The sequence below is a fragment of the Bacillus sp. cl96 genome (assembly GCF_900100505.1).
In the GTDB taxonomy this organism is placed as follows: domain Bacteria; phylum Bacillota; class Bacilli; order Bacillales; family Bacillaceae_G; genus Bacillus_A; species Bacillus_A cereus.
Map to the genome: position 1 here is coordinate 99,547 of NZ_FNDM01000010.1, position 23,135 is coordinate 122,681.

Below are 23,135 nucleotides of genomic sequence, written 5' to 3' on the forward strand. Positions count from 1 at the left end.
TTCAAAAAACAACTTTTTTGTTTGCTTGTCCACACCATTTCACCTCTTTATGAATTATATAGTATTAAAGGAGGTGAAAAGAATGAATGAAGATATTATTTCAATTGGGGCAAATTGTATAGTGAGAATTAGAAACAGATTCTTTCTTCTAGTAGAAATTGAAGTGGAATTTGGAAATGTAGCCATAGAGGAATTTGTTTTTATTCGAATATCTGAGCAAGAAGCTAGAACATTGTTAGCAGGGGGGATTCAACGTTGTACTATTTCTAATTGTATTCCTAGGTCTCATGATGATTTAGAAGTAGAATTCATTTGTGTTTTAATCGTGGGTGGGGAAGCATTTGCGGTTTTTGATGTAGAAGACGATGTTGATGAAGCTGTACTTGTTCCAATTTCATTAAGAGAAGCCGAGCGTTTAATCTGTAGAGGAGCAAGACGATGTACAGTTATTAATAGATAAGAGTAAGCCTTTTGGGAGCTAAAGAGGTTTCATTTTGTGTGGCTTCTTTTAAGAATGATTATGTAAATATGAATATCCTCCAGAGTACTTAACTGGAGGATATTTTTGTAGACTTCTAGATGTATTAACTACCAATAACGAAAATTATGTAAATAAAATGTTCACTGGATTCCCATAGAAAACTGTGGTGAGATAAAATTTTTGATTTTGCAGCACTTCAAAATCTTAACTAGAGGGCTAGTATCGGTACCCCACAATAAAAAGGCAGGAACATATCAAATATGTTCCTGCCTTTCATTTTAGAGAGATGTTTCCTAACAGTTGATTTTGTTAACGAAAGTCGACTTTAAATCCATATTTTGTGTGAAATAAAAGCATATAATAAAAGTATGAGGTGATGATGTGAAGGAGATAAACATTCATAAAATAATTGCGGATAAGAGAAAAGAAAAGGGAATTACGCAGGAAGAGTTAGCGGCGTATATCGGTATTACGAAGGCGTCTGTTTCTAAATGGGAGACAGGGCAAAGTTATCCGGATATTACATTTTTACCACTGTTAGCATCGTACTTTAACATAAGTATAGATGAACTAATTAGTTATACACCACAAATGGAGCAGGAAGATATTAAAAATTTATATCATCGACTAGCCGAAGCTTTTAGTGAAGAACCGTTTGATGAAGTAATGATGGAGTGCAGGGGAATAATCAAAAAATATTATTCTTGTTTTCCATTATTAATTCAAATAGGAATACTTTTTATTAATCATCACATGTTAACAGAGGACACGGATAGAGGAATTGAAATTTTAGAAGAGGCAATGAATCTCTTTAGCAGAGTGCAGGAAGAAAGTGACGATGTTTCTCTTGTGAAAGAGGCGGCATCGTTTCAAGCAACTTGCTATCTTATACTCAATAGACCAAATGAGGTGCTTCAATTACTTGGCGAAACGATACGTCCTAACTTTCCAGAGGAAGATCTAATCGCACAGGCGTATCAAATGCTTGGAAATACTGAGAAGGCAAATGAAGTGATGCAAATTAGTATGTATCAACATTTAATACAACTCGTTGGGACAATACCGAATTATGTAGTAGTAAATGCTTCAAGCGCTGAAAAAGTAGAGGTAATTTTAAATAGAGCTTTTATGTTAATAGATATATATGAATTAGAAACGTTACATCCCAATATGACTTTAAAAGTATACTATGCTGCTGCACAAGTATATTGCATGCAAGGGAATTTTGAAGGTTCATTAGAAATGCTACGGAAATATGCAGCGGTTTGTACGAATAGCTTCACAGTAAATAGCCTGCATTTACACGGCGATTCCTATTTTGATGCGATTGATGGATGGTTTGCAGAATTTCCACTTGGTGCTAAAACAGTTAGAAATGAAGAGATTATAAAGCGAAGCATGTTACAAACTATTGCAGAGAATCCAGTTTTTTCTCCAATGAAAGATGTAAGAGAGTATAAAAATATAATAACGAGTTTGAAATTTAAATTGGATATAAAAGAATAGGGGTGACAAAATGATGACTTTTGATGAATATGAAGTAGCGATCAATAGTGAGTTTACTTTACAAGGTACGATTACAAGGCCCAAAGTTGACGGGAAGTATGCGGCTGTTGTCATTATCGCGGGATCTGGGGAGATTGATCGTGATGGAACGATTCTACCGCTAAAGCTTGCGTCGAACATATATAAAGATTTAGCGCATATATTGGCGCAACTGGGCGTGGTGACGCTCCGCTTTGATAAGCGCGGAGTAGGAAAGAGTGACGGAGATATCATGAAGACTGGAATGTGGGATTTAGTTAGTGATATAGAGTCTACGATTACGTATTTAAAAGAACAACCATTTGTTGATCCAGAAAATATCATTTTGGCTGGTCATAGTGAAGGGTGTATGTTGGCAACAGTAGTAAATGCAAGAACACCAGTTAATGGGCTCATCCTTCTTACAGGAGCTGCGGAATCATTAGAAGAAGCTACGAAAAGACAAAGAGAAATTGCATATAAAGAACTAAAAGAGCAGAAAGGAATAAAAGGAAAATTAATGCGTCTTCTCAATGTGGAGAAACGTGGAGAAAAGCAGATGGAAAAAATAAAAGAGAAAATGATGAATACAGAAAAAGATACGATTAAAGTTGGTTTTAAACCGATGAACGCAAAGTGGTTTAGAGAGCATTTTCAGCATGATATTTATAAAGATTTACAACAAGTAACATGTCCAGTACTAGCTATTGCTGGTGATAAAGATATTCAGGCTGACCCTGAAAGAGCGAAGCGGATTGGTGATTATGTGAAGGGTGATTCTGAAGTACATGTAATAAAAGATATGGATCATAGTTTAAAAGGTTTTGAGGGGGAGTTCAAAGCTTTAGAGTTTAAAAAGAATTATGAAAAAGGAGCGGGAAAGCCCCTTCATCCAGAGCTGGAAGAAATAATTGTGAATTGGATGGATACGCATTTTATCTCGCAACATGCGGGTAGAAAGATTTCCGGTTCAATATTAGGCGAAAGTGAGGAAGTCGGAAGGGAGAGGAATTGTCTGTAAAAAAACGGTTGTTGTAGGTTGATTTAGTTTAGTATATGAATTTATTTTTTGCGAATTCATTCATTATAAAATGTTCGTTTTTATTAATTCACGCGATAAAAACGAGCATTTTTTTATTTTAAATAAATTGGGTAATTAGACTATAACATTAATGTTTATCATTGAATATAATAATAATATAATGGAGGTGGTGTTATATGGCTCTTACTACAGGACCAATTGAAAACGTAGGAAATCAACCTGCTAATGCAAATAAAGTTAGGGTGAAGATCCTTAACCGTACTGCGGGCCCACTTACTGGAGTAGCTAGAGTTTTTAGACTTGACGGTTCATTAGTATTAATTGAACAGGTAAACTTCAATGTGAATTCTAATGCTTCTACTTTTGCAACTCTAAGTTTAGTTCATCCTGCTCTTGGACAAGCATTTGAATATGAAGTTCAAATTGTTCCTAATCAACCTGGTGGACTATATAGTGTTTATGGACTAACAGCTGAAAATGTTATTATTACTGCACAACGTGTTGTGAACTCAGAATTGACACAGTTTCTTTAATTAAAATAGATTGGTGCCTACATGGTATCCAATCTATTTTTGTACGTATTATTCAGAGAAAGAAAGGTTTTACACAAAAATAAAGATAGTTATGGAAAAGGGAAAAGTCGAGCTATCATCTTAATTTTTATTATTTCTGTCTTAGACCGTATCTGTTTTGTGGCACGGTTTTCTTTGAATGCATTTTATTCAAACTGTTTTTAAAGTATTTATCAAATATGCATTATTGCATAAATAAATTTAAATTTATAAGTTAATATTAAACTACTTTTTAGTTGTAAAGAATATGTTAATAATCTTTATAAGAAAAGGATATTCCTTGTAAAAAGTGAAATTGTTTGGAATGTGAATAAACAAAAAGTTTAGAAGTGATACAGACTGGATAGAGTCTTGTATTAAATAAACAGAAAAGGGGTATGGGTTTCTAAAAGGTTTCGGGGGTTAGAAAGCACTTTTTAGTTAATAGCTTTAAATTATATTTTAAAGGGGAATGGGTATATGAAGTTTCGAAATACAAAGATTGCTATGGTTACACTATCTTCATTTTTTATTTTAGGTTCTGCATCTCTATCATTCACAGATACTATTATACATGGTGAAGTGGTTCCTGCATCAGCACAGGAGATTATTGTAAAAAATTATGACGATACATATTATAATAACGCAATAGGAAAAACGGGGTTAGAATTAAAGAAGGAATTGCATAATATTATTGATAATCATACAAAGTTATCATACAGTGCGGTTTGGGAAGCGTTAAGAGATACTGATGAAGATCCGAATAATAAAAATAATGTGATACTCTTATATACTGGTCGTTCGCAAGGGAAACTTACGAATGGATCAGGAGTAAATAACTGGAACCGAGAGCATGTTTGGGCAAAATCTCACGGTGACTTTGGAACGACTGCAGGACCTGGAACAGATCTACATCATTTAAGAGCGACGGATGTATCTGTAAATAGTTCACGTGGAAATCTAGATTTTGATAACGGTGGTGTAAATCATTCTGAAGCGACAGAATGTAAATATGATAGTGATTCTTGGGAACCTCGTGATAGTGTAAAAGGAGATATTGCTAGAATGCTGTTTTATATGGCTGTTCGTTACGAGGGAGACAACGGCGAAATAGATTTAGAACTAAATGAAAAAGTGAATAACAATAAAGATCCATACATGGGGAAACTATCTGTCTTATTAAAATGGAATGAACAAGACCCGGTCGATGATTTAGAGCGAAAGCGTAATGAAGTGATTTTTACAAAATATCAACATAACCGCAACCCTTTTATTGATCATCCAGAATGGGTAAATAAAATCTGGAACTAAGATTTTTAAAGGTATTATATTTTGATAAAAGGGATTGATCATTATGATCAATCCCTTCTTATATTTTTACTAGAATAAATGATTTTTATAGGACTAGTGAGGGAAATAGAATAGATATTTATATGGAACGATAGTACTTATTTATCTAGTTAAGTATTTAGTAAGGTCCCCACTCAATATTCACCCCAACAATAAGAAAAACAAGTCCAATGATAAACCAAATGAGTGCAAGTGGAGCCATGAAACGAATCCATTTTCCATAAGAAATCCCGCTTGCTGCGAGAACGCCCATTAAAACACCGGAAGTTGGATTTAAGCAGTTTACTACACCTTCTCCGAGCATAACAGCCTGTACTGTAACTTGGCGTGTAATGTGCATGAAATCAGCTAATGGAGCTAATATCGGAATAAAAATAACCGATTCTCCTGTCCCGGATGAAATAAGGAAATGTAATGCAGCACTACTTACGTACATACCGATAACGCCAAATACAGGGCTTTGTCCTTCAAGAGACTGTGCGAGCTGGTTAACGATAGTATCAAGTAATTTGCCTTGTTCTAAAATGACTGAAATACAGCGAGCCATTCCGACGATTAAAGCACCGTAGATAAGATTTTGGCAGCCAGTTAGAAAAGTGGATGCGATATCGTTTGCTTTCATGCCACCTATTATTCCTGCTGTAATTGCTATGAAAATAAAAGTAGCGGTCATTTCTGCGTCCGTCCAATGTAGACGAAAAGCGCCTATTAAAAATGCAATTAATGATAAAGCTGAAACGAGTAAAATTAATTTATGACGTATCGTCCAAGGGACTTCTTTTTTCTCTGCTTCTTTTTCGCTTGAAAGAGCGTTACTGGGAAACCAGTTGTCGCCAAGGATGCTTCCTTTATTTGATTTTTTCAAGCGTTTTACATACCAATTTATATAAAGGATAGTGGCAAGTAAAAAAGATATATAGATTGCGGTGCGTAAACCAATCCCGGAAAACATCGGAAGTTCTGCGATCTTTTGTGAAATGCCTAAAGGTGAGGGAGATAAAATAGTAGCATTAAAACCAGCATAAGTGCCTAAATAAATAATTGCTACACCGACGATAGCGTCCCATTTTAACGTGCGTGCAACGATGATGCCGATGGGGATAAAACCGATAACTGAGTTAACGATAATACCAGTCGTTCCAAGAATAGAAAAAAGCGCAGCAACTATACAAATGAAAAGTAATTGCTGATTACGAAATTTGTTAATAACATGATAGATTAAACCGTCAAGAGCACCTGTTTTTTCAAGAATTGCAATAGCTCCACCTGTAAATAAAATTAGAAAGATAATAGGAGCAGCAAGTGTCATTCCTTTTTCAATAGCGGTAAAAAAAGAAACAAATCCTACGGGTGATTGCGGAACAGAATGGTAGCTACCTGGTATTGTCGTTGTAACGGTCCCGTTTGTAACCCTTTTAAATTCTCCAGCAGGAACGAAGTACGTAGCAATGGCGCAAAGTAAGGCAATAAAAAATAGTAGTACGTACGCATCAGGCATTTTAAACTTTTGTTTACTAGGTTGTTTTTTTGCCTCAGTTTGTATTTGCATAAAATCCCTCCTTCTTCACTTGGTTAATTTTTAATATTCTGAATTTAATCTGTGAAATAGATTATAATAAAGGTAGCTTCTTAAGGCAATAGTTTTTGTATCCTTTTCCCGCACGTACAAATTATTGCAATATTAGACAGGGAAACGATAATAAGCCAAGAATATGTTATGTAGAAAGAAAAAGGAAAAGAGGGAACAAGATGTGGAAAACTACTGATCTATGTGATGAATTTGAAAAGGAATTACAAATATGTCGCCAGTCTTTTCGGTCTTTTGGGAAGAAAGAACAATTCCACGGGAAAATTGCAACTGTAAAAGTGAAAGATGATAATGTACTAGTGAAGGAAGGATTGCAAACATTACCAGAAGGAACAGTATTAGTTGTTGATGGCGGAGCGTCTACGAATTGTGCGTTACTTGGTGATAATTTGGCAGCTATTGCGGAAGAAAGAAAGCTAGCAGGAATTATTGTGAATGGGTATGTTCGTGATTCTAGTGAACTAAAGAATATTAATATTGGTATTTTAGCGTTAGGAACGATGCCAAATAGAAGTGTGAAAGAAGGAAAAGGAGAACGAAATATTTCATTGCACTTTGGACAAGTGGATTGGAATCCAAATGAATATGTCTATGCGGATGAAGATGGCGTCATTATTAGTGAAAAGAGTTTACATCGTTAAGAGTTAATAAGTTATTATTCTTAGAAAATAAATCCGATAAAGCATGGACAAAATTCTTTGTCAATAGTAAAATAATACAGAAATTTAAAATTTACAGAATGTATAGGTTTATCGTTTTACGATAACTTAAATGGAAGTAAGTTGTGCCAAGAAAAGTGAATGTTATCACAATGATACGTTCATAAACAAAATTATTTTTCCTATACAAATATAGCCGCGAATAATGCGGGTAGGAGGTGTTGTACATTTTTGTTCGACACTTACAAAAAGAGAGTGTCAATCGCACGCCCTTGAAGGGCCTTTTTTTGTGTAAATGGTAGTAAGGGAGGAAATTTTGGGATGGCAATGTTGAAAAAGTGGCTGCTTACGTCGTTAATGGCAGTGACACTTGTATTTGTTTCTTTTGCGAATACAGTACATATTACGTTTGCTGAAGAAAATACAGCAAAACTTGCAATTATTGGGGAATCACAAAAGGGCATTATGTTATGTCCGAAAGAAGAGCAAATTAAAGATGGGGAAACAGCTTTAAGTTTGCTGCAAAAGGTCATGGGGGACAAAGTAGAATCTGAAACGATGTCGTTTGGAACATATGTAAAAGGAATCGATGGTTTAATGGCCGGGGCTACAAGTGCTTGGCTATATGATGTAAATGATAAGTCTGCAGAAGTCGGAGCAGATAGTTATAAATTAAAATCTGGAGATGTTGTTGTCTTTCGCTTTGTTTCAGACTGGAGCAATATAAGCCAGGAAACATTGAAAGAAACGTTAGATAAGTTCGGGACGTGTAAAACAGAAGAAACTAACGGTGGCAAAACAGAAGAACCAAAATCAGAAGGTCAAGATGATAAAACGCCAGATGGGAAAAACCAAGGTGACCAAGACGGTAAAACGCCAGATGGGAAAAACCAGGGTGACCAAGACGGTAAAACGCCAGATGGGAAAAACCAAGGTGACCAAGACGGTAAAACGCCAGATGGGAAAAACCAAGGTGACCAAGATAGTAAAAAACCAGAACAACCAAAGCAAGAGAATGTTCAAATTCCAGCGAAGCAATTAGAGGAAGCAATCTCAAAAACATCTGAAAAAATGTTACAAGATGGAATTGAAAGTGACTGGGTAGCTGTAGCGCTTGCTCGTTCTGGAAAGAATGTGCCAATTGAGGCGAAATTAAATTATGTTAAGTCAGTAACTGAAAAAGTAGAAAAGCGCATTAATCGTTTTTCAGCGACAGATTTAGCTAGAACAATTATTATGATGAATGCAATGAGTGCAGACCCTAAAAATGTAGGTGGACATAATTTAGTTCAAAAATTGTATGAGTCAGATAAAGTGAATTCTGTTACAGGTTATGCATTTGCTTTACTTGCATTTGATACGAAGAAGTATGAGATTCCAGTTGAATCAAAATGGAACCGAGTTGCTTTAGTTGAAGCACTGTTAAATAATCAGCATACAGACGGTGGATGGACTTATAATAGTTCAGGTAGTAAAGATAGTGCTAGTAGCGTTGATGTAACAGGTATGGTTTTATCAGCATTAGCTCCTTATCAAGAGCGATCAGATGTGAAACCAGCTATACAAAAAGCTGTTGCGTATTTATATAACGAACAGCTGCAAAATGGTGGTTTTTCAGCTGATGGACAAGAAAATTCAAATAGTACTGCGCAAGCAATTATTGGATTATCGCTTGTTAAAGATGTAGATCAAAATCGTCTTCATAAGGCAATGCAAAACCTATTATCATATCAACTTTCAAATGGTGAATTTAAATGGTTACCAGGTGATCAAAATGGTAACGGAATGGCTACAGAACAGGCTCTTTTAGCATTACTTCAATTTAAGGAAATGGGAAAATCTATTTATGATTGGTCTAATGTAGACGCTGGTGATGTAATTAAGCCAAAACCGATTGAAGAGCCAGAAAAGGTCGTTGAACCAGAAAATAATGTAGTAGAAAAAGAAGTTATTGAAGAACCGAAAGAACAAAAACAAATACAACAAGAAACAAAAGATGAAAATCTAAAAGTAGTTGTAGATAACGAACCGGTTAAGAATAAAAAAATCGGAAACGATAACAGTCTACCAAAAACAGGAGCATCTTCTCATAGTGCAGCAACAGAAGTAGGTATGGGTGTATTATGTATTGCTTTTGCATATGTATTATGGAGACGTAAAGCAGCTTAACAAAAAATTAGGAGCAATTATTTGCTCCTAATTTTCGTATGAAAGGTGAGAGATAGGATGAGTAAGGTGAAATGGTTCATTTCTTTACTGCTTTCGCTCGGGCTACTTGCCGGATGTGAAGAGGCAGCTGTAAAGCCTGAGAAGAAGGTAGAACCGAAGCAAGAAGAGGTAGCGAAACAAGAAGTACAAAAAGATGAAGCGAAGCCGGAAGAAAAAACAGAAGAAAAGCAAGCTGAATCAGAGCAAAAGCAGCAAGAAGAGCAGAAAGAGAAACAAGAACAAAAAGTAGAAGAGAAGCCGAAAGAGGAAAAGCCGCAGGCACAACCAGAGGTAAAGAAAGAAGAGAAACAACAGGAACAACAGGAACAACCGAAAGAACAGCCGGGTGTAAATAAGCAACCAGAACAGCAACAAGCACAAGAAGAGAAACAACAACCGAAAGCACCAGAAGTAAAAGAAGAAGCAAAGGTTGTGAATCAGCCGAAAGAAACACCGAAGCAGGAGCAAAAAGAAGATCCGAATAAAGCGGAGAAAACGATACCGACTCCGGCAGTACCAAAACCTGAACCACCAAAACCAGATCCAGTACCAGTACCGAAACCGCAAGCAAAACAAGTAACAATCTCGGTAAAAGGAAATAACGGATATATAATGGGTGCGAAAAAGATGGATGTACAAGATGGCGACACTGTGTATAAAGTATTACAACGTACAGGATTAGATGTTGATGCAAGCGGATCTAGAGATAGTATTTATGTAAAAGGTATTAATGATTTATATGAAAAAGATATTGCGGATACTAGTGGATGGAAATATCGTGTGAACGGTGCTTTTCCAAACCATAGTGCTGGTGTAGCTACGGTAAAACCAGGAGATACAATTGAGTGGGTATACGTATTACAATAAGAAAGGCATTCGGTAAAGGGCTATGAAAATAAGTTTTTCTTCTTTACATCCTTTTGTGAATTTTTTCTATTATATCGGGGTGATGATACTATGTACGATGTGTCTTCATCCTCTTTTTTTAATTGGAGCAATAGTATTAATTATTATGTTAAATGTGATGCAAGGAAATAGCGAAAAGATAAGAAAGATGCTACCGAGCACAATTGTTTTCTTTTTTATGGTAATTTTATTTAATTCGTTATTAACGCATAGAGGTCGAACTACGTTATTTTGGTTAGGTGATAGCCGTATTAAGCTTGAGGCGATTATGTTTGGAATAGTAATGGGGTTATTACTAGTTGCAGTTATGTTTACGTTTGCGTCATACAATGATATTATTTCCAGTCATAAATTTTTATATTTGTTTTCAAGAATTTCACCGAAAGTTGCATTGTTAACGATGATTACAGTGAGATTTGTTCCTTTGTTTATAAGACGATTAAAGAAAATCACACTCGTCCAAAAAACGAAAGGTGTGCAGGTAGATTCAGGTTCGATAATTGAACGCGTCAAAAATGGTATGCAATTGCTGCAAGTATTATTAATTTGTTCATTAGAAGATGCACTGCAAACGGCAGATTCTATGCAAGCTCGTGGATTTGGTGTAACGAAGCGTACGACGTATATTCGCTATAGAATGGAAAGGCGTGATTGGTATACGCTCAGTTATTTAATCATTTTATTTATAGCTGCTATTGTATGTAGTAATTATGGCGGAGGGAAATTGATTATTTATCCGAAAGTCGAATCTATTTTATTCCAGCAATATGATGGAATGATGTTTGTATTATTTACACTGTTTATTAGTTTACCAATTATGATGGAAGGGAGAGAATGGATATGGTGGCGCATGCAGAAATAAACAATTTATCATTTGTATATGCTGATGAAAACGAATACGCGTTACAGCATATTTCTCTTTCTGTTCAAAAAGGTGAGTTTATTGCACTTGCTGGAGGATCGGGATCTGGGAAGACGACGTTATTAAAACATTTTAAAAAGGAGTTACTTCCAATTGGTACGCGTTCTGGAGAGATATTTTATGAGGGTGTTTTAATAGAGGAAGTAGCTGATTTGTTATCTGCCCAAGAAATTGGGATGGTATTTCAAAACCCAGAAAACCAGATTGTTATGGATACAGTGATTCAAGAATTAGCATTTTCTTTAGAAAATATCGGATTACCATCACATATTATTCAAAAAAGAATAGCAGAGCTTATTAGCTTTTTAGGATTTCAAGATTTATTGCATCAATCTGTTCATACGTTATCTGGTGGGCAGAAGCAGCTTGTCAATTTAGCTGCGGTATTAGTTATGCAGCCGAAATTGCTATTATTAGATGAACCGACAGCGCAGTTAGATCCAATCGCTGCAAAAGAGTTTTTAGGATTATTAAAACGGATTAATGAAGAACTTGGAATTACGATTATTTTAAGTGAACATCGTTTAGATGAAGTTATCCCGCTTGCAACACGCGTTGTTTGTATGGATAATGGCCGTATTATGTATGATGGTAGTCCTAAAATTGTTATTACGGATATGTGGGGAGTAGAAACATTCCGTCCATTTATTCCGCAAATTCCAAGGCTATTTTTAGAGTGGAATGTGAGAGATATTCCGTTTACAGTGCGAGAGGCGCAAATGAAAATGAATGATTTTGCAGCGATATCATATGTAAATGACCCAATAGCACAAAGTGAAAAGCAAGAGGTAATTTTAAGCGCAGAGCATATTTCCTTCCAATATGAAAAAAATAGTCCGCTTATTTTACGTGATTTATCAGTTCCAATTGAAAAAGGAAAATGGGTAGCGCTCGTTGGGAAGAACGGTACAGGTAAGTCTACACTGTTAACGATTTTAGCAGGATTACAAAAAGCGAGAAGAGGAAAAGTAAAGTGGAACGGAAAAGTGGTACATAAAATCGATTCGAAAGAACGGTTTAAAAGTATTGGGTATGTATCGCAGCATCCGTATTACCATTTTACATTTGATACAGTATGGGACGAGGTTTATGAACGTGCGCGTGAATTATATGGAGAACAAGGAAAAGAAATAGCAGAAGATACGCTAAAACAGTTTTGGTTGTACTCGCTTAAAGAACGCCATCCGCATGATTGTAGCGGAGGAGAGCAACAATTACTTGCGTTATGTACAACGTTATTATCAAAGCCAACGTTATTATTACTTGATGAACCGACAAAGGGATTGGATCCATGGAAGAAAGAAAGAGTAGGAGAACTATTTAGGAAGCTGCAAAAAGAAGGTACAACAATTGTAATGGCAACGCATGATATTGAGTTTGCAGCGAAATACGTGGATCAATGTATGATGTTATTTGATGGAACAGTCATTATGAATGATGCACCGAAAGAATTTTTTAGCGGCAACTTCTTTTATACAACATCTATTAATCGATTCATTCGAAAAGAATTGCCATATGCATTAACGTGGGAGGATGTGTACGAAGCTTGTCCAAACAATATGTTGCATTCATAATATGTATCTTTGCAGTAATAATCGGCACATTACTCTTTACGACACTTGTTATGGATGGTTATTACATGTTAAGTAGTTTGTTTCTATTAGCGGTTATTATGTTACCTTTCTATATCCGTTTTGAAAGAAAGGCGTTTGTTTCACGTGAAATTGTTCTCGTTGCTGTATTAGCGGCAATTGCAGCAGTAAGCCGGGTGCCATTTTCTATTTTACCAAGTGTACAACCAACTTCTTTTGTCATTATCGTTTCTGCAATTGTATTTGGAAGTGAAACTGGTTTTATGATTGGTGCTACAGCAGCAATCGTATCTAATATTTTTTTAGGACAAGGTCCATGGACACCGTGGCAAATGTTTTCGTGGGGCATGATTGGTTTTATAGCAGGTTTACTTCGTAATACATTTTTTATGAAAAAGCTATGGGGGAGACTTCTTTACGGAGTAATTGTTGGCTTTTTATTTGGCTGGATTATGAATTTCTGGGGCCTTCTCGGTTTTATACGAGAAGCAACATGGGAAACTGTCATTTCGTATTATATCGCAAGTTTTTACTTTGATTTGAGCCATGCGATTTCGAATGTTATTTTCTTATTACTATTTAGTACTTCATGGATTACGATTCTTACAAGATTTAAAAAGAAATACGGTATATTAGATGAGCATAACGTGACATAGAAAAGCATACTCATATAAGGTAGGGTCGCGACTTACATATTCGTTTGCCTCTTTCATGCTTCTTACATAATGTAAGGAGCATTTTTTTGTCAAAAAATCGATTCAATATGCATCCGCTATTATATAAAATTATTTGTATAATTGTAGGTGAGAACTTTTTTCAAAAGGGAGGTGTATAGTTAATGAAGTTAGTTATTCCGAAGCAACATGGTGCATGGGCCATGCTTGTTATTCCTTTTTTATTAAGTGTCATACTTGGGAAACCTACTATTTATCATATTCCATTGTTTTTAGCGTGGTTCTTTATCTATTTAGCTACGTACCCATTTCTTACGTACATAAAGCAAAGACGAAAAAAAGAGTTTTTACAAGTTGCCATTATTTATTTTCTTATTGCGTTCCTATTTGGGATGATTTCTTTATTATATGAGTGGCGAATTCTTTTATTCGTAATAGTAATGATTCCATTATTTATAGTGAATATGTATTACGCTCGTCAAAAAAATGAAAGAGCACTATTAAATGATATTTGTGCGATTATTGTGTTTTGTATCGGTGGGTTAATTAGTTATTCCTTTTCAATGAAGCAAATCGATCATACAGCATTATTCATTGCGCTTATTTCATTTTTATACTTTTTAGGTAGTACGTTCTATGTGAAAACGATGATTCGTGAAAAAAATAACCCGAAGTATCGTCTTATATCTTGGGGATATCATATCGTATTAACGATAATCATATTTGTGATTAATCCGTGGTGTTCTCTTATTTTTATACCAAGTGTCATTCGAGCAATTGTGTTGTATGGCAAAAAAATTTCTATTAAAAAAGTAGGAATTTTAGAAATTGCTAATTCTGTATATTTTTTAATCATAACGGCAATAATTATGAAGTATGCCATTTGAAAAAACTTCCCATCAATTGATGGGAAGTTTTTAATCTTTTTCTAAAATGTGAACGGTGTACTCGCAACGTTGAATAGCTTGTTCAACAGCATAAAGTGATTGTTCAATACGAGCGCGATTAAAATCTTTTTCAACTGTTTCGAGCGCTTCTTCTAAACAATTTTTAGCTTCTTGTAATGATTGAAAAGAATCTTGTACATATCCGCGAGCATTTTGATGCATTTCATAATCCTCCTTGCATGTTCGTATATGGGTAGTATGAACAGTAAGGAAGAAAATATAATTTGTTATATTTATTATATTTGTTTGACAATTAAAGTGGAATTACGTATAGTAAGAATTAAGTGAATATTTTCTTATCCAGAGAGGTGGAGGGACTGGCCCGATGAAACCCAGCAACCGCGATGCAGGTGCTAATTCCAGCAGAACATATTTGTTCTGGGAGATAAGACGAAGATATATACGTAACTTCTTCTTATCGGAGAGGTTTTTTTATTGCAAAAAAACCGATTACGAAAATTTATATTAAGAAGAAAGGGGTTGCGCATTACTGTGACACTCGAAAAATACGTAAAACTGCGTAGTACAGTTTATGAATATATGATAGAGCAAGATAAGCCGATATCATTGTTAGATATTCAAGAACATATCGTTTCGCATCATGAAGGAAAATTCACGAAAAAGATGTTGCATCAATTTTATTTATCAAGATTATTAGACGAACTAAAACTGGATGGGAAAATTACATTAGCTGATGAATATCTCTATGCTGAAAAAGGGGTATTGTATAAGGCGAGAAAAGGGAGCTAAGCTCTCTTTTTTTCTTAAAATAACGGAGTATGTAGAGTAAAAGACTGCTAAAGCAGCCTGATACAGGGAATGGTGTTGAGTGTGTAGTGTCAAAAATTGAATGTGCCTGAAAGAGGCAATTCATATCGGCTGCAAATGAAAAGAGACACCTTCGCCGAATAGGTGTCAGTCGTTTTGTCACGTAGACTTGCTACTTAACAGTAATTAGAATAACATGCAGGATTTTTGAAGTCAAAAGGGAATTAAAGGAAGGGGTACAATTATGTACGCTTACTTATTAAAAGATATAACGAAATGGATCCCAAAGTACATTGTAGATAAGGGATATGAATATTATGAAGATGGGCATGTAGAAGATGTTGAAATACAAGATAAAAAAGTGTTTGCTTTCGTTACTGGAAATGCAGGGAATTATGAAGTAGTTATCGATCTCGAAGATTTTTCAGAAAGTAACTGTGAGTGTCCCTATGAAAATTATTGTAAACATATGGCGGCAGTTGTTTATGATATGCAAGGTGCTGGTGAGAGTGCAGTTAAAGAGAAACTGAAAGATTTAGAAAAAGAAGAGTTACTTATATTATTAAATCGATTGTTGCAAAGTTCGAAAAACGTACAAATTGTAGAGAAGTTATTAAAGAAGGAGAAACTTTAACGTATAGAGGGAGTTGTTTTGTAGTGAACGTACTAATTATATATGCTCATCCTAATCCTTCAAGTTTTAACGCGGCGATTTTCAATCATGTGCAAAAAGGACTACAGGAAACAAATCATTCAGTTACCGTACTTGATTTATACAAAGAACAATTTGATCCAGTCCTCGTATTTAATGAAGAGAAGAAAAGACGCGATTTAGTAAATGAAGAGGAAACAGCTCGGTATAGAACGTTAGTAGAAGAAGCAGATACACTTCTATTCATCTATCCAATATGGTGGTGGGGGATGCCAGCAATTTTAAAAGGATTTATCGATCGTATTTTCGTAGCTGGATTTGCTTATAAATATGAAGGGGCTCTGCCGAAAGGATTATTGCAAGGGAAAAAAGCATGGGTTATTAATACGTTAGACTCGCCTCTATGGTACGTCGCATTGTTATATCGATCAGCAGATTGGATTATGATGAAGAGAGGTATTTTACGTTTTTGTGGCATTCGCGATATAAAACGGTCAGTGTTTCAATCTGTGAAAACGAGTAAAGTATCAAAGCGTGAGAAATGGTTATTACAAATAGAAGAAAAGGCTCGTGCATTATGAATGAAGTCGATCGTATTATAAACTGTGTTCAGTATGATGGCGAACTTTTTCGGAAGTATGTTACGTGTTTACTTCAATTGAAAAAGTGCAGCGAAACATTTCAGCAAATTCAAATAGAGTTAAGAAATGATTATTTAATAAGAGGAATTTGTGAAAGAGAAGTTGATCAGGTAGTAAGGGGAAGTAAAGAATATGAAACATATTTTCTTCCTAAAGCGTTACAGTGGAATTTTTTGAGGGAACATCCACACCTGATCGGAAAAATTTGCGAAGATTTTTTTGCATTTGAGTCATTACATCTTACGGAGTTAGAGTGGGAGAAGATTATAAATTGCGTGGGAAATAAGTGATTTATTATGTAAAAAAGCTAGTATAAAACTAGCTTTTTGTTTAAATAAATAAGAAACATAGACTAATGATAAAACCCGCATATAGTAAGTTCACAACACAAAATCCCATAATGTCACGAGCACCTAAACCAGCTATCGCTAATGCTGGTAATGCCCAGAAAGGTTGAATTAAATTCGTCCAAGCATCGCCCCATGCAATTGCCATTGCTGTTTTTGCAGCAGGTACACCAAGTTCAGCGCCAGCTGGAATCATAATTGGTGCTTGCACAGCCCATTGACCGCCACCAGATGGAACGAAAATATTAACGATACCAGCACTTAAAAAAGTAAAGAGCGGGAAAGTTGATTCGTTTGAAATGCTAATAAAGAAATTAGAAATAGCTCCTCCAAGTGAAAGTCCTTCACTATTTGCTCCAATCATCATGCCCATAATTCCTGCGTAAAACGGAAATTGAAGTAAAATGCCAGAGGCACTTTTCGTAGAGTCTGAAAAAGCGCGAATATACTGAATCGGAGTGCGGTGGAAAATAAGTCCAGCAATTAATAACATAAAAATCACGATATCGAGAGTAAGATTAAATCCTTTCGTATAAAAGTAATTGAAAATATAAATGAGACCTAACAATCCAACGCAAAGTGTAATAATAATGCTATTTTCCATCTTTTCAGCGAACGTATTTTTTTCTACTTCTTGAGCAGCAGCTTCTTCATGGAACACGCTAGGATCTACTGTAATCGTATGTTTTTCATCTGGGTGCATCGCTTTATTAATGAGAGGCATCGTAATGAGAAAAATAATAACTGGAACGAGAGCGTATGGTGAGAATAACGTTTCTGTTATTGGAATCGCCTCTTTAATACTTCCAGCAGTCGTTTTAATTAACGTTTCACCGCCTGTTGCTAACGTAAGAGGGATAGAGGCAGAAAGACCGGCATGCCAAATGAGAAATCCAGAGTAAGAAGAGGCGATTGCTAGTCTATAATCTAATCCGTCCAGCTGCCTTGCCACTTCTTTTGCGTATAAAACAGATACAACAATTCCAAAGCCCCAGTTTATGTATGCACCGAGTAAACTTACAATTGAAATGGCAATAATGCCTTGTCCAGTTGTTTTTGGTAGTCTGGCAGCTTTCGTTAATCCTTTTTTAATAAGAGGAGCATTTGCTAAAGCAGATCCAGTCACGAGTACAAGTGCCATTTGCATAGAAAAGGCGAGGAGTCCCCAAATTCCATTACCCCAGTGATTAATCATTTCTACAGGTGTTTGGTGAGTCGCAAACATACCAAAGAAGATAACGAAAACAGTTAGTAAACATGATAAAATAAACGGTTCTGGCAAGAAGCGTTGCACTAAGGCGACGCAACCATTTGTAAAGGAACGAAACAAAATAGATCAACCTCCTTATGTATATGTATTACAATTATTCGAGGTTGTTTAGGAGATAACCTTCAATATAAAGAAAATTCAGATATTTACAGAGTGGTAATTTATTGATAGATTGATATAGAGCCTCGTATCAAATTCTGCTTTTAATATACTAGAAGAAAAACGGTTGGAAATGGGGTAGCACTTATAGGGATAGTATAGAGAAAGGTTACTAGCTGGCTTCAAAGCAACTGTTGCAAACTGGTCAAAAAATAAAGTTCATCATCCCGGAAGAAACTTTATTTTCATCTATAGAAGAAATTTTCGACCAATATGAACAGACAATCTTTGTAAGGGAAGTGTTTTAATACATTCTCCAAAAGATGTGGGTGTATTAGTTAAACGCTCAATTAAAATTGTAACCTGCTTATAAAATTTTCGATAGGTGTATTTTAGGTAATTGTTTTTTCAATCTTTTCTAATAACGAAAAGATAATTGGTATAGTAGTGTAAATAATGTACTGTAATGAAAAAGCTTCCACTACTGTGGAAGCTTTTCTAAATGATGTGCAATATCAATATACATATTTGAGTAAGTCGAATGTATTTCATTACTTGGCGTTGCGTTAGAAGAGAAATGAACGATTACCATATTTGCTTTCGGATCGATGTAAAGTGTTTGTCCGTAACTACCTAACACTTCAAAAGCACCTTGTTCATTGTGCGGAATCCACCATTGATTATGATAAGAAATGGAAGCTCCAGGGCCAATTGCAAGTTCACCTTCTTGGACATTTTTTACACTTTCTGTAATAGAAGAAGGGAGAATGTGTTTTCCGTTATATTCCCCATTGTTTAATAGTAATTGTCCGAATCTCGCCATATCTCTAGCAGTTGCATTTAATCCAGCACTAGCTTGTTCTACTTTTGTTTCATCTGTAACGTAATACGCGTTTTCTTTCATACCAATTTGAGACCAAATTCGTTCGCTTACATTTTCAGCCAGTGATTTACCAGTAATAGTTCTAATAATCCAAGCGAGCGTTTCTGTTGATCCGTTATTGTAAGAAAAGGCAGAACCAGGCGGTGCCGTTTCTTCGGCTTCTCGTAACATATCATAAATTTTCATCGGACCGTCGTAATTTTTGCCGCGGGGTAAAATATTGCTAGCTAAATATAATTGTGCATCTTGATTTTCTAGCCCAGGCTGCTCATATCCGTGGGTCGGGTATTCTGCTGACACTTGCATGTCCATTAATTGCTGAAGTGTGGCATTACCGAACGGTGTGTTTTTTAATTCTTTTATGTAAGTGTCAGCTGTTTTTTCTAAGTCAATACGTTTTTCTTCAGCGAGAGATTGTATAATTGCCCCGGTAAAGACTTTTGCTAATGACGCCATACCATGAGGTTCATTCTGTTTATACCCATTGAAATATCGTTCGTAAACAAGTTGTCCATTATGTACAACGACAAAAGCATCTGTTTTGTTATCATCTAAAAGTTTTTTTAGAGGAGTTGTATTTCCGAATCTACGCTCCACAGCAAAATCGTCTAAGTTTTGCAATGCGGAAGGGAAGTGAGCAATTTGGTCAGGATTGTTTTTTACGTTATTAACTAAAGTGAATTCTTTCATGTGTGTGTACGACCAACGTAAGTAAGGGTCATTTAACCAGTTTTCTTTTGTCACATTATGTTTTGATGGGGTCGTTTTATTTTGTTTGAAGTAAGTAAACCCAAGCCCTGTAATTACAAATATGAATGTTAGTATAAGTAAGAGTAGGGGAGATTTTTTTAGTTTCATATATGGCCCTCCTTTTTATTTCTACTATAAGTATACGCTCGTCTTGAAAGAAATACAAAATAAGGAAAGTAAACGGGGAAGTTTACTTTCCTTATTAACGTTAAGCGGAAATTTTTCCGTCTGTAGGTTGTTTCTTGAATTTTTGTTTTCGTCCGTGTAATCCATAATATAAAAGTAAAGTGAACGCAACGATAATAGCTGCGATAAAATACATATTATGATAACTGGATTTCGCTGCGACAATACCTAAAATGAAAGAACCAAAACCAATACCACTATCAAAGAATGAGAAATACGTAGCTGTCGCAGAACCACGTCTATGGTTTGGAGCGGCAGAAATCGCAATCGTTTGGAAACTTGGAATTAATGTCCCGTAACCTAAACCGATTAGCATACCTGCGCCAAGGAACCAAAATGAAGTTTGTGCTTGGCTTAATATGAACATTCCGATTGTGAAAATAATGATAGCAGGGTAAACGAGTACATTTTCACCGAAGCGATCAAAAATCTTTCCTGTAAATGGACGAGAAATGACAACAACAAGTGCGTATAAAATAAAGAAGTAACTTGCAATTTCACTTAAACCGAGTTCTTTCGCATAAATAGGAATAAAGGATAAAATACCACTATAAGAAAAGGCTAAAACAAATCCTGTAAGTGCAATCGGAATAGAAGATGGTTCGATTAAGTCTTTCCATTTCATTTTTTCACGTTTTTGTTTGCTAACAGGTGCTTCGTGCGGAATATCTACAAGTAGTCCTAATAAAAATGCAAGTAATGAAAATACGGAACAAACGATAAATAATACAGTAAACGAAAAATGAGAAATAATTGTTAAACCTAAAAAAGGACCAATTACCATCGGCAGACTCATAAATACGCCGAAATATGCAAGCGCTTCGCCTCGTCGATGAGCTGGCGCAACATCAGTTACAATCGTACCAGTAGCTGTCGTTGCCATCCCGAACCCAATACCGTGCAAGAAGCGAAGGGCAAGTAATAAGAATAAACTTTGCGCACCGAAATACATAACAGTAGCGGCTAAAAATAATGAAAGTGAAATAAATAATATTTTCTTTCTTCCTAAATCATCGAGCCATTTTCCTGTGAATGGTCTACATAAAACAGAAGAAATAAGAAACACAGTTGCAACTAAACCAATTTCCTCAGGTTTTCCTTTTAGGCCGTCTATGACATAGACAGGCAGAGTAGTCATAAGCATGTAAAATGTTAAGAAGAGAAATAGACTACTAAAACAAGTTCCGAGGAAATCCTTCGTCCAAAGTTTCTCACTTTGCATCGTCATCCCTCCAATTTAATCTAAATTTTTAATAATTTGTTGTAACACTTGAAATGCTTGATGTAAATCATCTTCATTAATACCTTCTAGCGTTTTTTCTTCGAAAGTATCAACTTCTTCTTGCCATACTGGAATCATCTTTATCGCTGTTTCGGATAAAGAAATGAGCTTCTCGCGGCGATCTTTACCTTCTGTACGAATAATCCATCCCATCGTTTCCATACGTGTTAACGTACGAGTCATCGTTGGTGATTCAACATTTAAATACTGGCACAATTCTGTTTGCGTACAAGAACCAGTTTGATTAATGCGGAAAATAACAGCCCATTGCGCACTAAATAACCCTGTTGGAGATACACGTTCATTAAATTTCTTCGTAAACTTTCGAGAAGTCTGGCTGACGATGTGAAAAAAATGTTGTTTTTCGTCCATGTATTTTGATCCTTTCAAATTAGTTACCTAGCTAACTATATACTTTTTTATAATAATTGTCTAGTAATAGACATGTTGATTTATGTAAAAAATTCTTATAGGTTTTATGTTGCGAACGTATATTCTACGTGCTATTCTTTAATTAAGTAAAGAATTTTCTTTCTATTAAATAGAATGGGGGAACTTGTGATGATTAAGCCTGCAACAATGGAGTTTGTTTCACTATCGAACGGAGAAACGATTGCATATCAGGAAGTTGGAAGGCGAAATACAGATATTCTTGTACTCATTCACGGGAACATGACATCGTCACAACATTGGGATTTAGTTATTGAAAAGTTGCAAGATCAATACCATATTTACGCTCTTGATTTAAGAGGGTTTGGACAATCAACGTATAATCAGTCCATAGATTCATTACAAGACTTTGCAGACGATGTAAAATTATTTATTGACGAGTTAAAGCTAGAGAAATTTTCATTAATGGGCTGGTCAATGGGTGGTGGCGTTGCGATGCAATTTACAGCGAATCACCCAACTTTTGTAGAAAAGTTAATTTTAGTAGAATCAGTAGGAATGAAAGGATACCCAATCTTTAAAAAAGATACGAATGGGCAGCCGATTGTATCAAGTTTAGTAAAGACGAAAGAAGAAATTGCGCAAGATCCAGTACAAATCGCTCCAGTATTAGACGCGATAAAAAATATGAACAAACTATATTACCGTACAGTATGGAATCTATTAATATATACACATAATCAACCTGAACCGGACCGTTATGAAAAGTATTTAGATGATATGTTAACGCAACGTAATTTCGTAGATGTGAATTATGCGCTCATTACATTTAATATTTCAGATGAACATAATGGGGTTGTAGAGGGAAGTAAGCAAATTCATCGTATTAAAGCGTCAACACTCGTCATACAAGGTGATAGAGATTATGTCGTACCGCAAGTAGTCGGTGAGGAATTAGCGAAACATTTGCCAAATGCAGAGTTGAAGGTATTAGAAGATTGCGGACACTCGCCGTTTATTGATTGTTTAGATGTATTTATAAAACATGTAGAGGATTGGTTAGAACAGAAATAATCCCCGAAATGAGAAGTGTTGCATATACTATAACATTTGTATGTATAAGGGGAGATTATCAATGCATAAACCATCCTTAATCGCTTATTCGCCATATAATCATCATATCTATACAAAAATAATGATAGATCCGATGTATATGCAAGTTTCACCAGCTGTAGTTCCTTTACAAATGCAGCAGCCACTAACAGCTCATATGCAACATTACTTATATGGACCTTCATTTTATGAAAATCCATATTTTAAACACTTTCATTACAATGTGAAAGCGCAAGTTTGGGAAGGATAAGATAACAAGCTAAAAGGTTCATTCTTTTAGCTTGTTTTTTATTGCGAATATTCGTACACG

At 35.4% G+C, this 23,135-nt stretch carries 24 protein-coding genes and 1 riboswitch; of the genes, 18 read left to right on the forward strand and 6 right to left on the reverse strand.

Annotation, left to right across the window (positions count from 1 at the left end; genetic code table 11):
• The first annotated feature begins 82 nt into the window (after positions 1–82).
• The 5 genes from BLT20_RS20775 to BLT20_RS20795 all read left to right on the forward strand — a co-directional run bounded on the left by BLT20_RS20775 (position 83) and on the right by BLT20_RS20795 (position 4,909).
• Positions 83–460: a hypothetical protein gene (locus BLT20_RS20775; RefSeq protein ID WP_001001282.1), complete on the forward strand. Its 378-nt coding sequence runs from the start codon at positions 83–85 to the stop codon at positions 458–460.
• A 402-nt stretch (positions 461–862) separates the two neighbouring features.
• Complete coding sequence (locus BLT20_RS20780) at positions 863–1,987, forward strand: helix-turn-helix domain-containing protein (RefSeq protein WP_000659025.1); 1,125 nt, start codon at positions 863–865, stop codon at positions 1,985–1,987.
• Between the two features lie 10 nt (positions 1,988–1,997).
• The gene (locus BLT20_RS20785) at positions 1,998–3,026 is read left to right on the forward strand and encodes an alpha/beta hydrolase family protein (RefSeq protein WP_000988169.1); all 1,029 of its coding nucleotides are present in this window, start codon (positions 1,998–2,000) and stop codon (positions 3,024–3,026) included.
• 197 nt (positions 3,027–3,223) lie between these two features.
• Positions 3,224–3,580, forward strand: a complete 357-nt coding sequence (locus tag BLT20_RS20790) for a hypothetical protein (RefSeq protein WP_001229415.1) — start codon at positions 3,224–3,226, stop codon at positions 3,578–3,580.
• Between the two features lie 498 nt (positions 3,581–4,078).
• Entirely contained in the window at positions 4,079–4,909 is an 831-nt protein-coding gene (locus BLT20_RS20795; RefSeq protein ID WP_000672196.1) for an endonuclease I family protein, read from the forward strand.
• A gap of 157 nt (positions 4,910–5,066) precedes the next feature.
• Here BLT20_RS20795 and BLT20_RS20800 read toward each other — a convergent pair whose 3' ends face one another.
• Positions 5,067–6,497 carry a YfcC family protein gene (locus BLT20_RS20800; RefSeq protein WP_001166974.1) on the reverse strand — a complete coding sequence of 477 codons (1,431 nt, stop codon included), beginning with the start codon at positions 6,495–6,497 and terminating at the stop codon, positions 5,067–5,069.
• Positions 6,498–6,697: 200 nt separating this feature from the next.
• Here BLT20_RS20800 and rraA point away from each other — a divergent pair, with 200 nt between their 5' ends.
• The 7 genes from rraA (at position 6,698) to BLT20_RS20835 (ending at position 14,384) form a co-directional block, all read left to right on the forward strand.
• A complete protein-coding gene (gene rraA, locus BLT20_RS20805; protein ID WP_000266037.1) occupies positions 6,698–7,177 on the forward strand; it encodes a ribonuclease E activity regulator RraA in 480 nt (159 codons plus the stop codon).
• 339 nt (positions 7,178–7,516) lie between these two features.
• Positions 7,517–9,364 (forward strand): DUF4430 domain-containing protein, encoded by a 1,848-nt coding sequence (locus tag BLT20_RS20810; RefSeq protein WP_061685344.1) that lies wholly within the window; start codon positions 7,517–7,519, stop codon positions 9,362–9,364.
• A 57-nt stretch (positions 9,365–9,421) separates the two neighbouring features.
• Positions 9,422–10,270 (forward strand): DUF4430 domain-containing protein, encoded by an 849-nt coding sequence (locus tag BLT20_RS20815; RefSeq protein ID WP_000048901.1) that lies wholly within the window; start codon positions 9,422–9,424, stop codon positions 10,268–10,270.
• A gap of 22 nt (positions 10,271–10,292) precedes the next feature.
• Positions 10,293–11,171 (forward strand): energy-coupling factor transporter transmembrane component T, encoded by an 879-nt coding sequence (locus BLT20_RS20820; protein ID WP_002178524.1) that lies wholly within the window; start codon positions 10,293–10,295, stop codon positions 11,169–11,171.
• Positions 11,144–12,805, forward strand: coding sequence for an ABC transporter ATP-binding protein (locus BLT20_RS20825; protein WP_033684534.1), 1,662 nt, complete (start codon positions 11,144–11,146; stop codon positions 12,803–12,805). Before BLT20_RS20820 ends, BLT20_RS20825 begins: the two co-directional genes overlap by 28 nt.
• Positions 12,778–13,479: an ECF transporter S component gene (locus tag BLT20_RS20830; protein ID WP_000043896.1), complete on the forward strand. Its 702-nt coding sequence runs from the start codon at positions 12,778–12,780 to the stop codon at positions 13,477–13,479. The genes BLT20_RS20825 and BLT20_RS20830 overlap by 28 nt, the downstream gene beginning before the upstream one ends.
• Positions 13,480–13,661: 182 nt before the next feature.
• A complete protein-coding gene (locus BLT20_RS20835) occupies positions 13,662–14,384 on the forward strand; it encodes a YwiC-like family protein (RefSeq protein ID WP_000779987.1) in 723 nt (240 codons plus the stop codon).
• A gap of 30 nt (positions 14,385–14,414) precedes the next feature.
• Here BLT20_RS20835 and BLT20_RS20840 read toward each other — a convergent pair whose 3' ends face one another.
• Positions 14,415–14,606 (reverse strand): hypothetical protein, encoded by a 192-nt coding sequence (locus BLT20_RS20840; protein ID WP_000554032.1) that lies wholly within the window; start codon positions 14,604–14,606, stop codon positions 14,415–14,417.
• Between the two features lie 131 nt (positions 14,607–14,737).
• Positions 14,738–14,836, forward strand: a riboswitch (SAM riboswitch).
• 100 nt (positions 14,837–14,936) lie between these two features.
• On the opposite strand from BLT20_RS20840, the gene BLT20_RS20845 reads away from it, so the two are divergent.
• The 4 genes from BLT20_RS20845 to BLT20_RS20860 all read left to right on the forward strand — a co-directional run bounded on the left by BLT20_RS20845 (position 14,937) and on the right by BLT20_RS20860 (position 16,795).
• Positions 14,937–15,194, forward strand: a complete 258-nt coding sequence (locus tag BLT20_RS20845; RefSeq protein WP_000171476.1) for a hypothetical protein — start codon at positions 14,937–14,939, stop codon at positions 15,192–15,194.
• Between the two features lie 262 nt (positions 15,195–15,456).
• Positions 15,457–15,846: an SWIM zinc finger family protein gene (locus BLT20_RS20850; protein WP_000271526.1), complete on the forward strand. Its 390-nt coding sequence runs from the start codon at positions 15,457–15,459 to the stop codon at positions 15,844–15,846.
• Positions 15,847–15,869: 23 nt separating this feature from the next.
• A complete protein-coding gene (locus tag BLT20_RS20855; protein ID WP_001101572.1) occupies positions 15,870–16,445 on the forward strand; it encodes an NAD(P)H-dependent oxidoreductase in 576 nt (191 codons plus the stop codon).
• Positions 16,442–16,795 carry a hypothetical protein gene (locus BLT20_RS20860; RefSeq protein WP_001006477.1) on the forward strand — a complete coding sequence of 118 codons (354 nt, stop codon included), beginning with the start codon at positions 16,442–16,444 and terminating at the stop codon, positions 16,793–16,795. Before BLT20_RS20855 ends, BLT20_RS20860 begins: the two co-directional genes overlap by 4 nt.
• A 40-nt stretch (positions 16,796–16,835) precedes the next feature.
• On the opposite strand, the gene BLT20_RS20865 is transcribed toward BLT20_RS20860, so the two are convergent.
• From BLT20_RS20865 to BLT20_RS20880, 4 genes are all read right to left on the reverse strand, one after another.
• Positions 16,836–18,182, reverse strand: a complete 1,347-nt coding sequence (locus BLT20_RS20865) for a short-chain fatty acid transporter (protein ID WP_000490029.1) — start codon at positions 18,180–18,182, stop codon at positions 16,836–16,838.
• A gap of 520 nt (positions 18,183–18,702) precedes the next feature.
• Entirely contained in the window at positions 18,703–19,962 is a 1,260-nt protein-coding gene (locus tag BLT20_RS20870) for a serine hydrolase domain-containing protein (RefSeq protein ID WP_000768747.1), read from the reverse strand.
• 100 nt (positions 19,963–20,062) lie between these two features.
• On the reverse strand, positions 20,063–21,262 hold the full coding sequence (locus tag BLT20_RS20875) for an MFS transporter (protein ID WP_001190318.1): 1,200 nt from the start codon (positions 21,260–21,262) through the stop codon (positions 20,063–20,065).
• A 15-nt stretch (positions 21,263–21,277) separates the two neighbouring features.
• A complete protein-coding gene (locus tag BLT20_RS20880) occupies positions 21,278–21,694 on the reverse strand; it encodes a MarR family winged helix-turn-helix transcriptional regulator (protein ID WP_000343680.1) in 417 nt (138 codons plus the stop codon).
• Positions 21,695–21,883: 189 nt separating this feature from the next.
• Between BLT20_RS20880 and BLT20_RS20885 the strand changes: the two genes are divergently transcribed.
• A complete protein-coding gene (locus tag BLT20_RS20885; protein WP_000594879.1) occupies positions 21,884–22,786 on the forward strand; it encodes an intracellular short-chain-length polyhydroxyalkanoate depolymerase in 903 nt (300 codons plus the stop codon).
• A 61-nt stretch (positions 22,787–22,847) separates the two neighbouring features.
• Positions 22,848–23,075 carry a hypothetical protein gene (locus BLT20_RS20890; RefSeq protein ID WP_000549500.1) on the forward strand — a complete coding sequence of 76 codons (228 nt, stop codon included), beginning with the start codon at positions 22,848–22,850 and terminating at the stop codon, positions 23,073–23,075.
• The last annotated feature ends 60 nt before the right edge of the window (positions 23,076–23,135 follow it).

Excerpts from the sequence above, each read along its gene's own strand:
- BLT20_RS20775 (WP_001001282.1), top strand. The coding sequence starts at position 83 with ATGAATGAAGATATTATTTCAATTGGGGCAAATTGTATAGTGAGAATT.
- BLT20_RS20880 (WP_000343680.1), bottom strand. The coding sequence starts at position 21,694 with ATGGACGAAAAACAACATTTTTTTCACATCGTCAGCCAGACTTCTCGA.
- rraA (WP_000266037.1), top strand. The coding sequence starts at position 6,698 with ATGTGGAAAACTACTGATCTATGTGATGAATTTGAAAAGGAATTACAA.
- BLT20_RS20825 (WP_033684534.1), top strand. The coding sequence starts at position 11,144 with ATGGATATGGTGGCGCATGCAGAAATAAACAATTTATCATTTGTATAT.
- BLT20_RS20810 (WP_061685344.1), top strand. The coding sequence starts at position 7,517 with ATGGCAATGTTGAAAAAGTGGCTGCTTACGTCGTTAATGGCAGTGACA.
- BLT20_RS20885 (WP_000594879.1), top strand. The coding sequence starts at position 21,884 with ATGATTAAGCCTGCAACAATGGAGTTTGTTTCACTATCGAACGGAGAA.
- BLT20_RS20795 (WP_000672196.1), top strand. The coding sequence starts at position 4,079 with ATGAAGTTTCGAAATACAAAGATTGCTATGGTTACACTATCTTCATTT.
- BLT20_RS20890 (WP_000549500.1), top strand. The coding sequence starts at position 22,848 with ATGCATAAACCATCCTTAATCGCTTATTCGCCATATAATCATCATATC.
- BLT20_RS20875 (WP_001190318.1), bottom strand. The coding sequence starts at position 21,262 with ATGCAAAGTGAGAAACTTTGGACGAAGGATTTCCTCGGAACTTGTTTT.
- BLT20_RS20800 (WP_001166974.1), bottom strand. The coding sequence starts at position 6,497 with ATGCAAATACAAACTGAGGCAAAAAAACAACCTAGTAAACAAAAGTTT.
- BLT20_RS20850 (WP_000271526.1), top strand. The coding sequence starts at position 15,457 with ATGTACGCTTACTTATTAAAAGATATAACGAAATGGATCCCAAAGTAC.
- BLT20_RS20790 (WP_001229415.1), top strand. The coding sequence starts at position 3,224 with ATGGCTCTTACTACAGGACCAATTGAAAACGTAGGAAATCAACCTGCT.
- BLT20_RS20820 (WP_002178524.1), top strand. The coding sequence starts at position 10,293 with ATGAAAATAAGTTTTTCTTCTTTACATCCTTTTGTGAATTTTTTCTAT.
- BLT20_RS20840 (WP_000554032.1), bottom strand. The coding sequence starts at position 14,606 with ATGCATCAAAATGCTCGCGGATATGTACAAGATTCTTTTCAATCATTA.
- BLT20_RS20835 (WP_000779987.1), top strand. The coding sequence starts at position 13,662 with ATGAAGTTAGTTATTCCGAAGCAACATGGTGCATGGGCCATGCTTGTT.
- BLT20_RS20860 (WP_001006477.1), top strand. The coding sequence starts at position 16,442 with ATGAATGAAGTCGATCGTATTATAAACTGTGTTCAGTATGATGGCGAA.
- BLT20_RS20870 (WP_000768747.1), bottom strand. The coding sequence starts at position 19,962 with ATGAAACTAAAAAAATCTCCCCTACTCTTACTTATACTAACATTCATA.
- BLT20_RS20815 (WP_000048901.1), top strand. The coding sequence starts at position 9,422 with ATGAGTAAGGTGAAATGGTTCATTTCTTTACTGCTTTCGCTCGGGCTA.
- BLT20_RS20785 (WP_000988169.1), top strand. The coding sequence starts at position 1,998 with ATGATGACTTTTGATGAATATGAAGTAGCGATCAATAGTGAGTTTACT.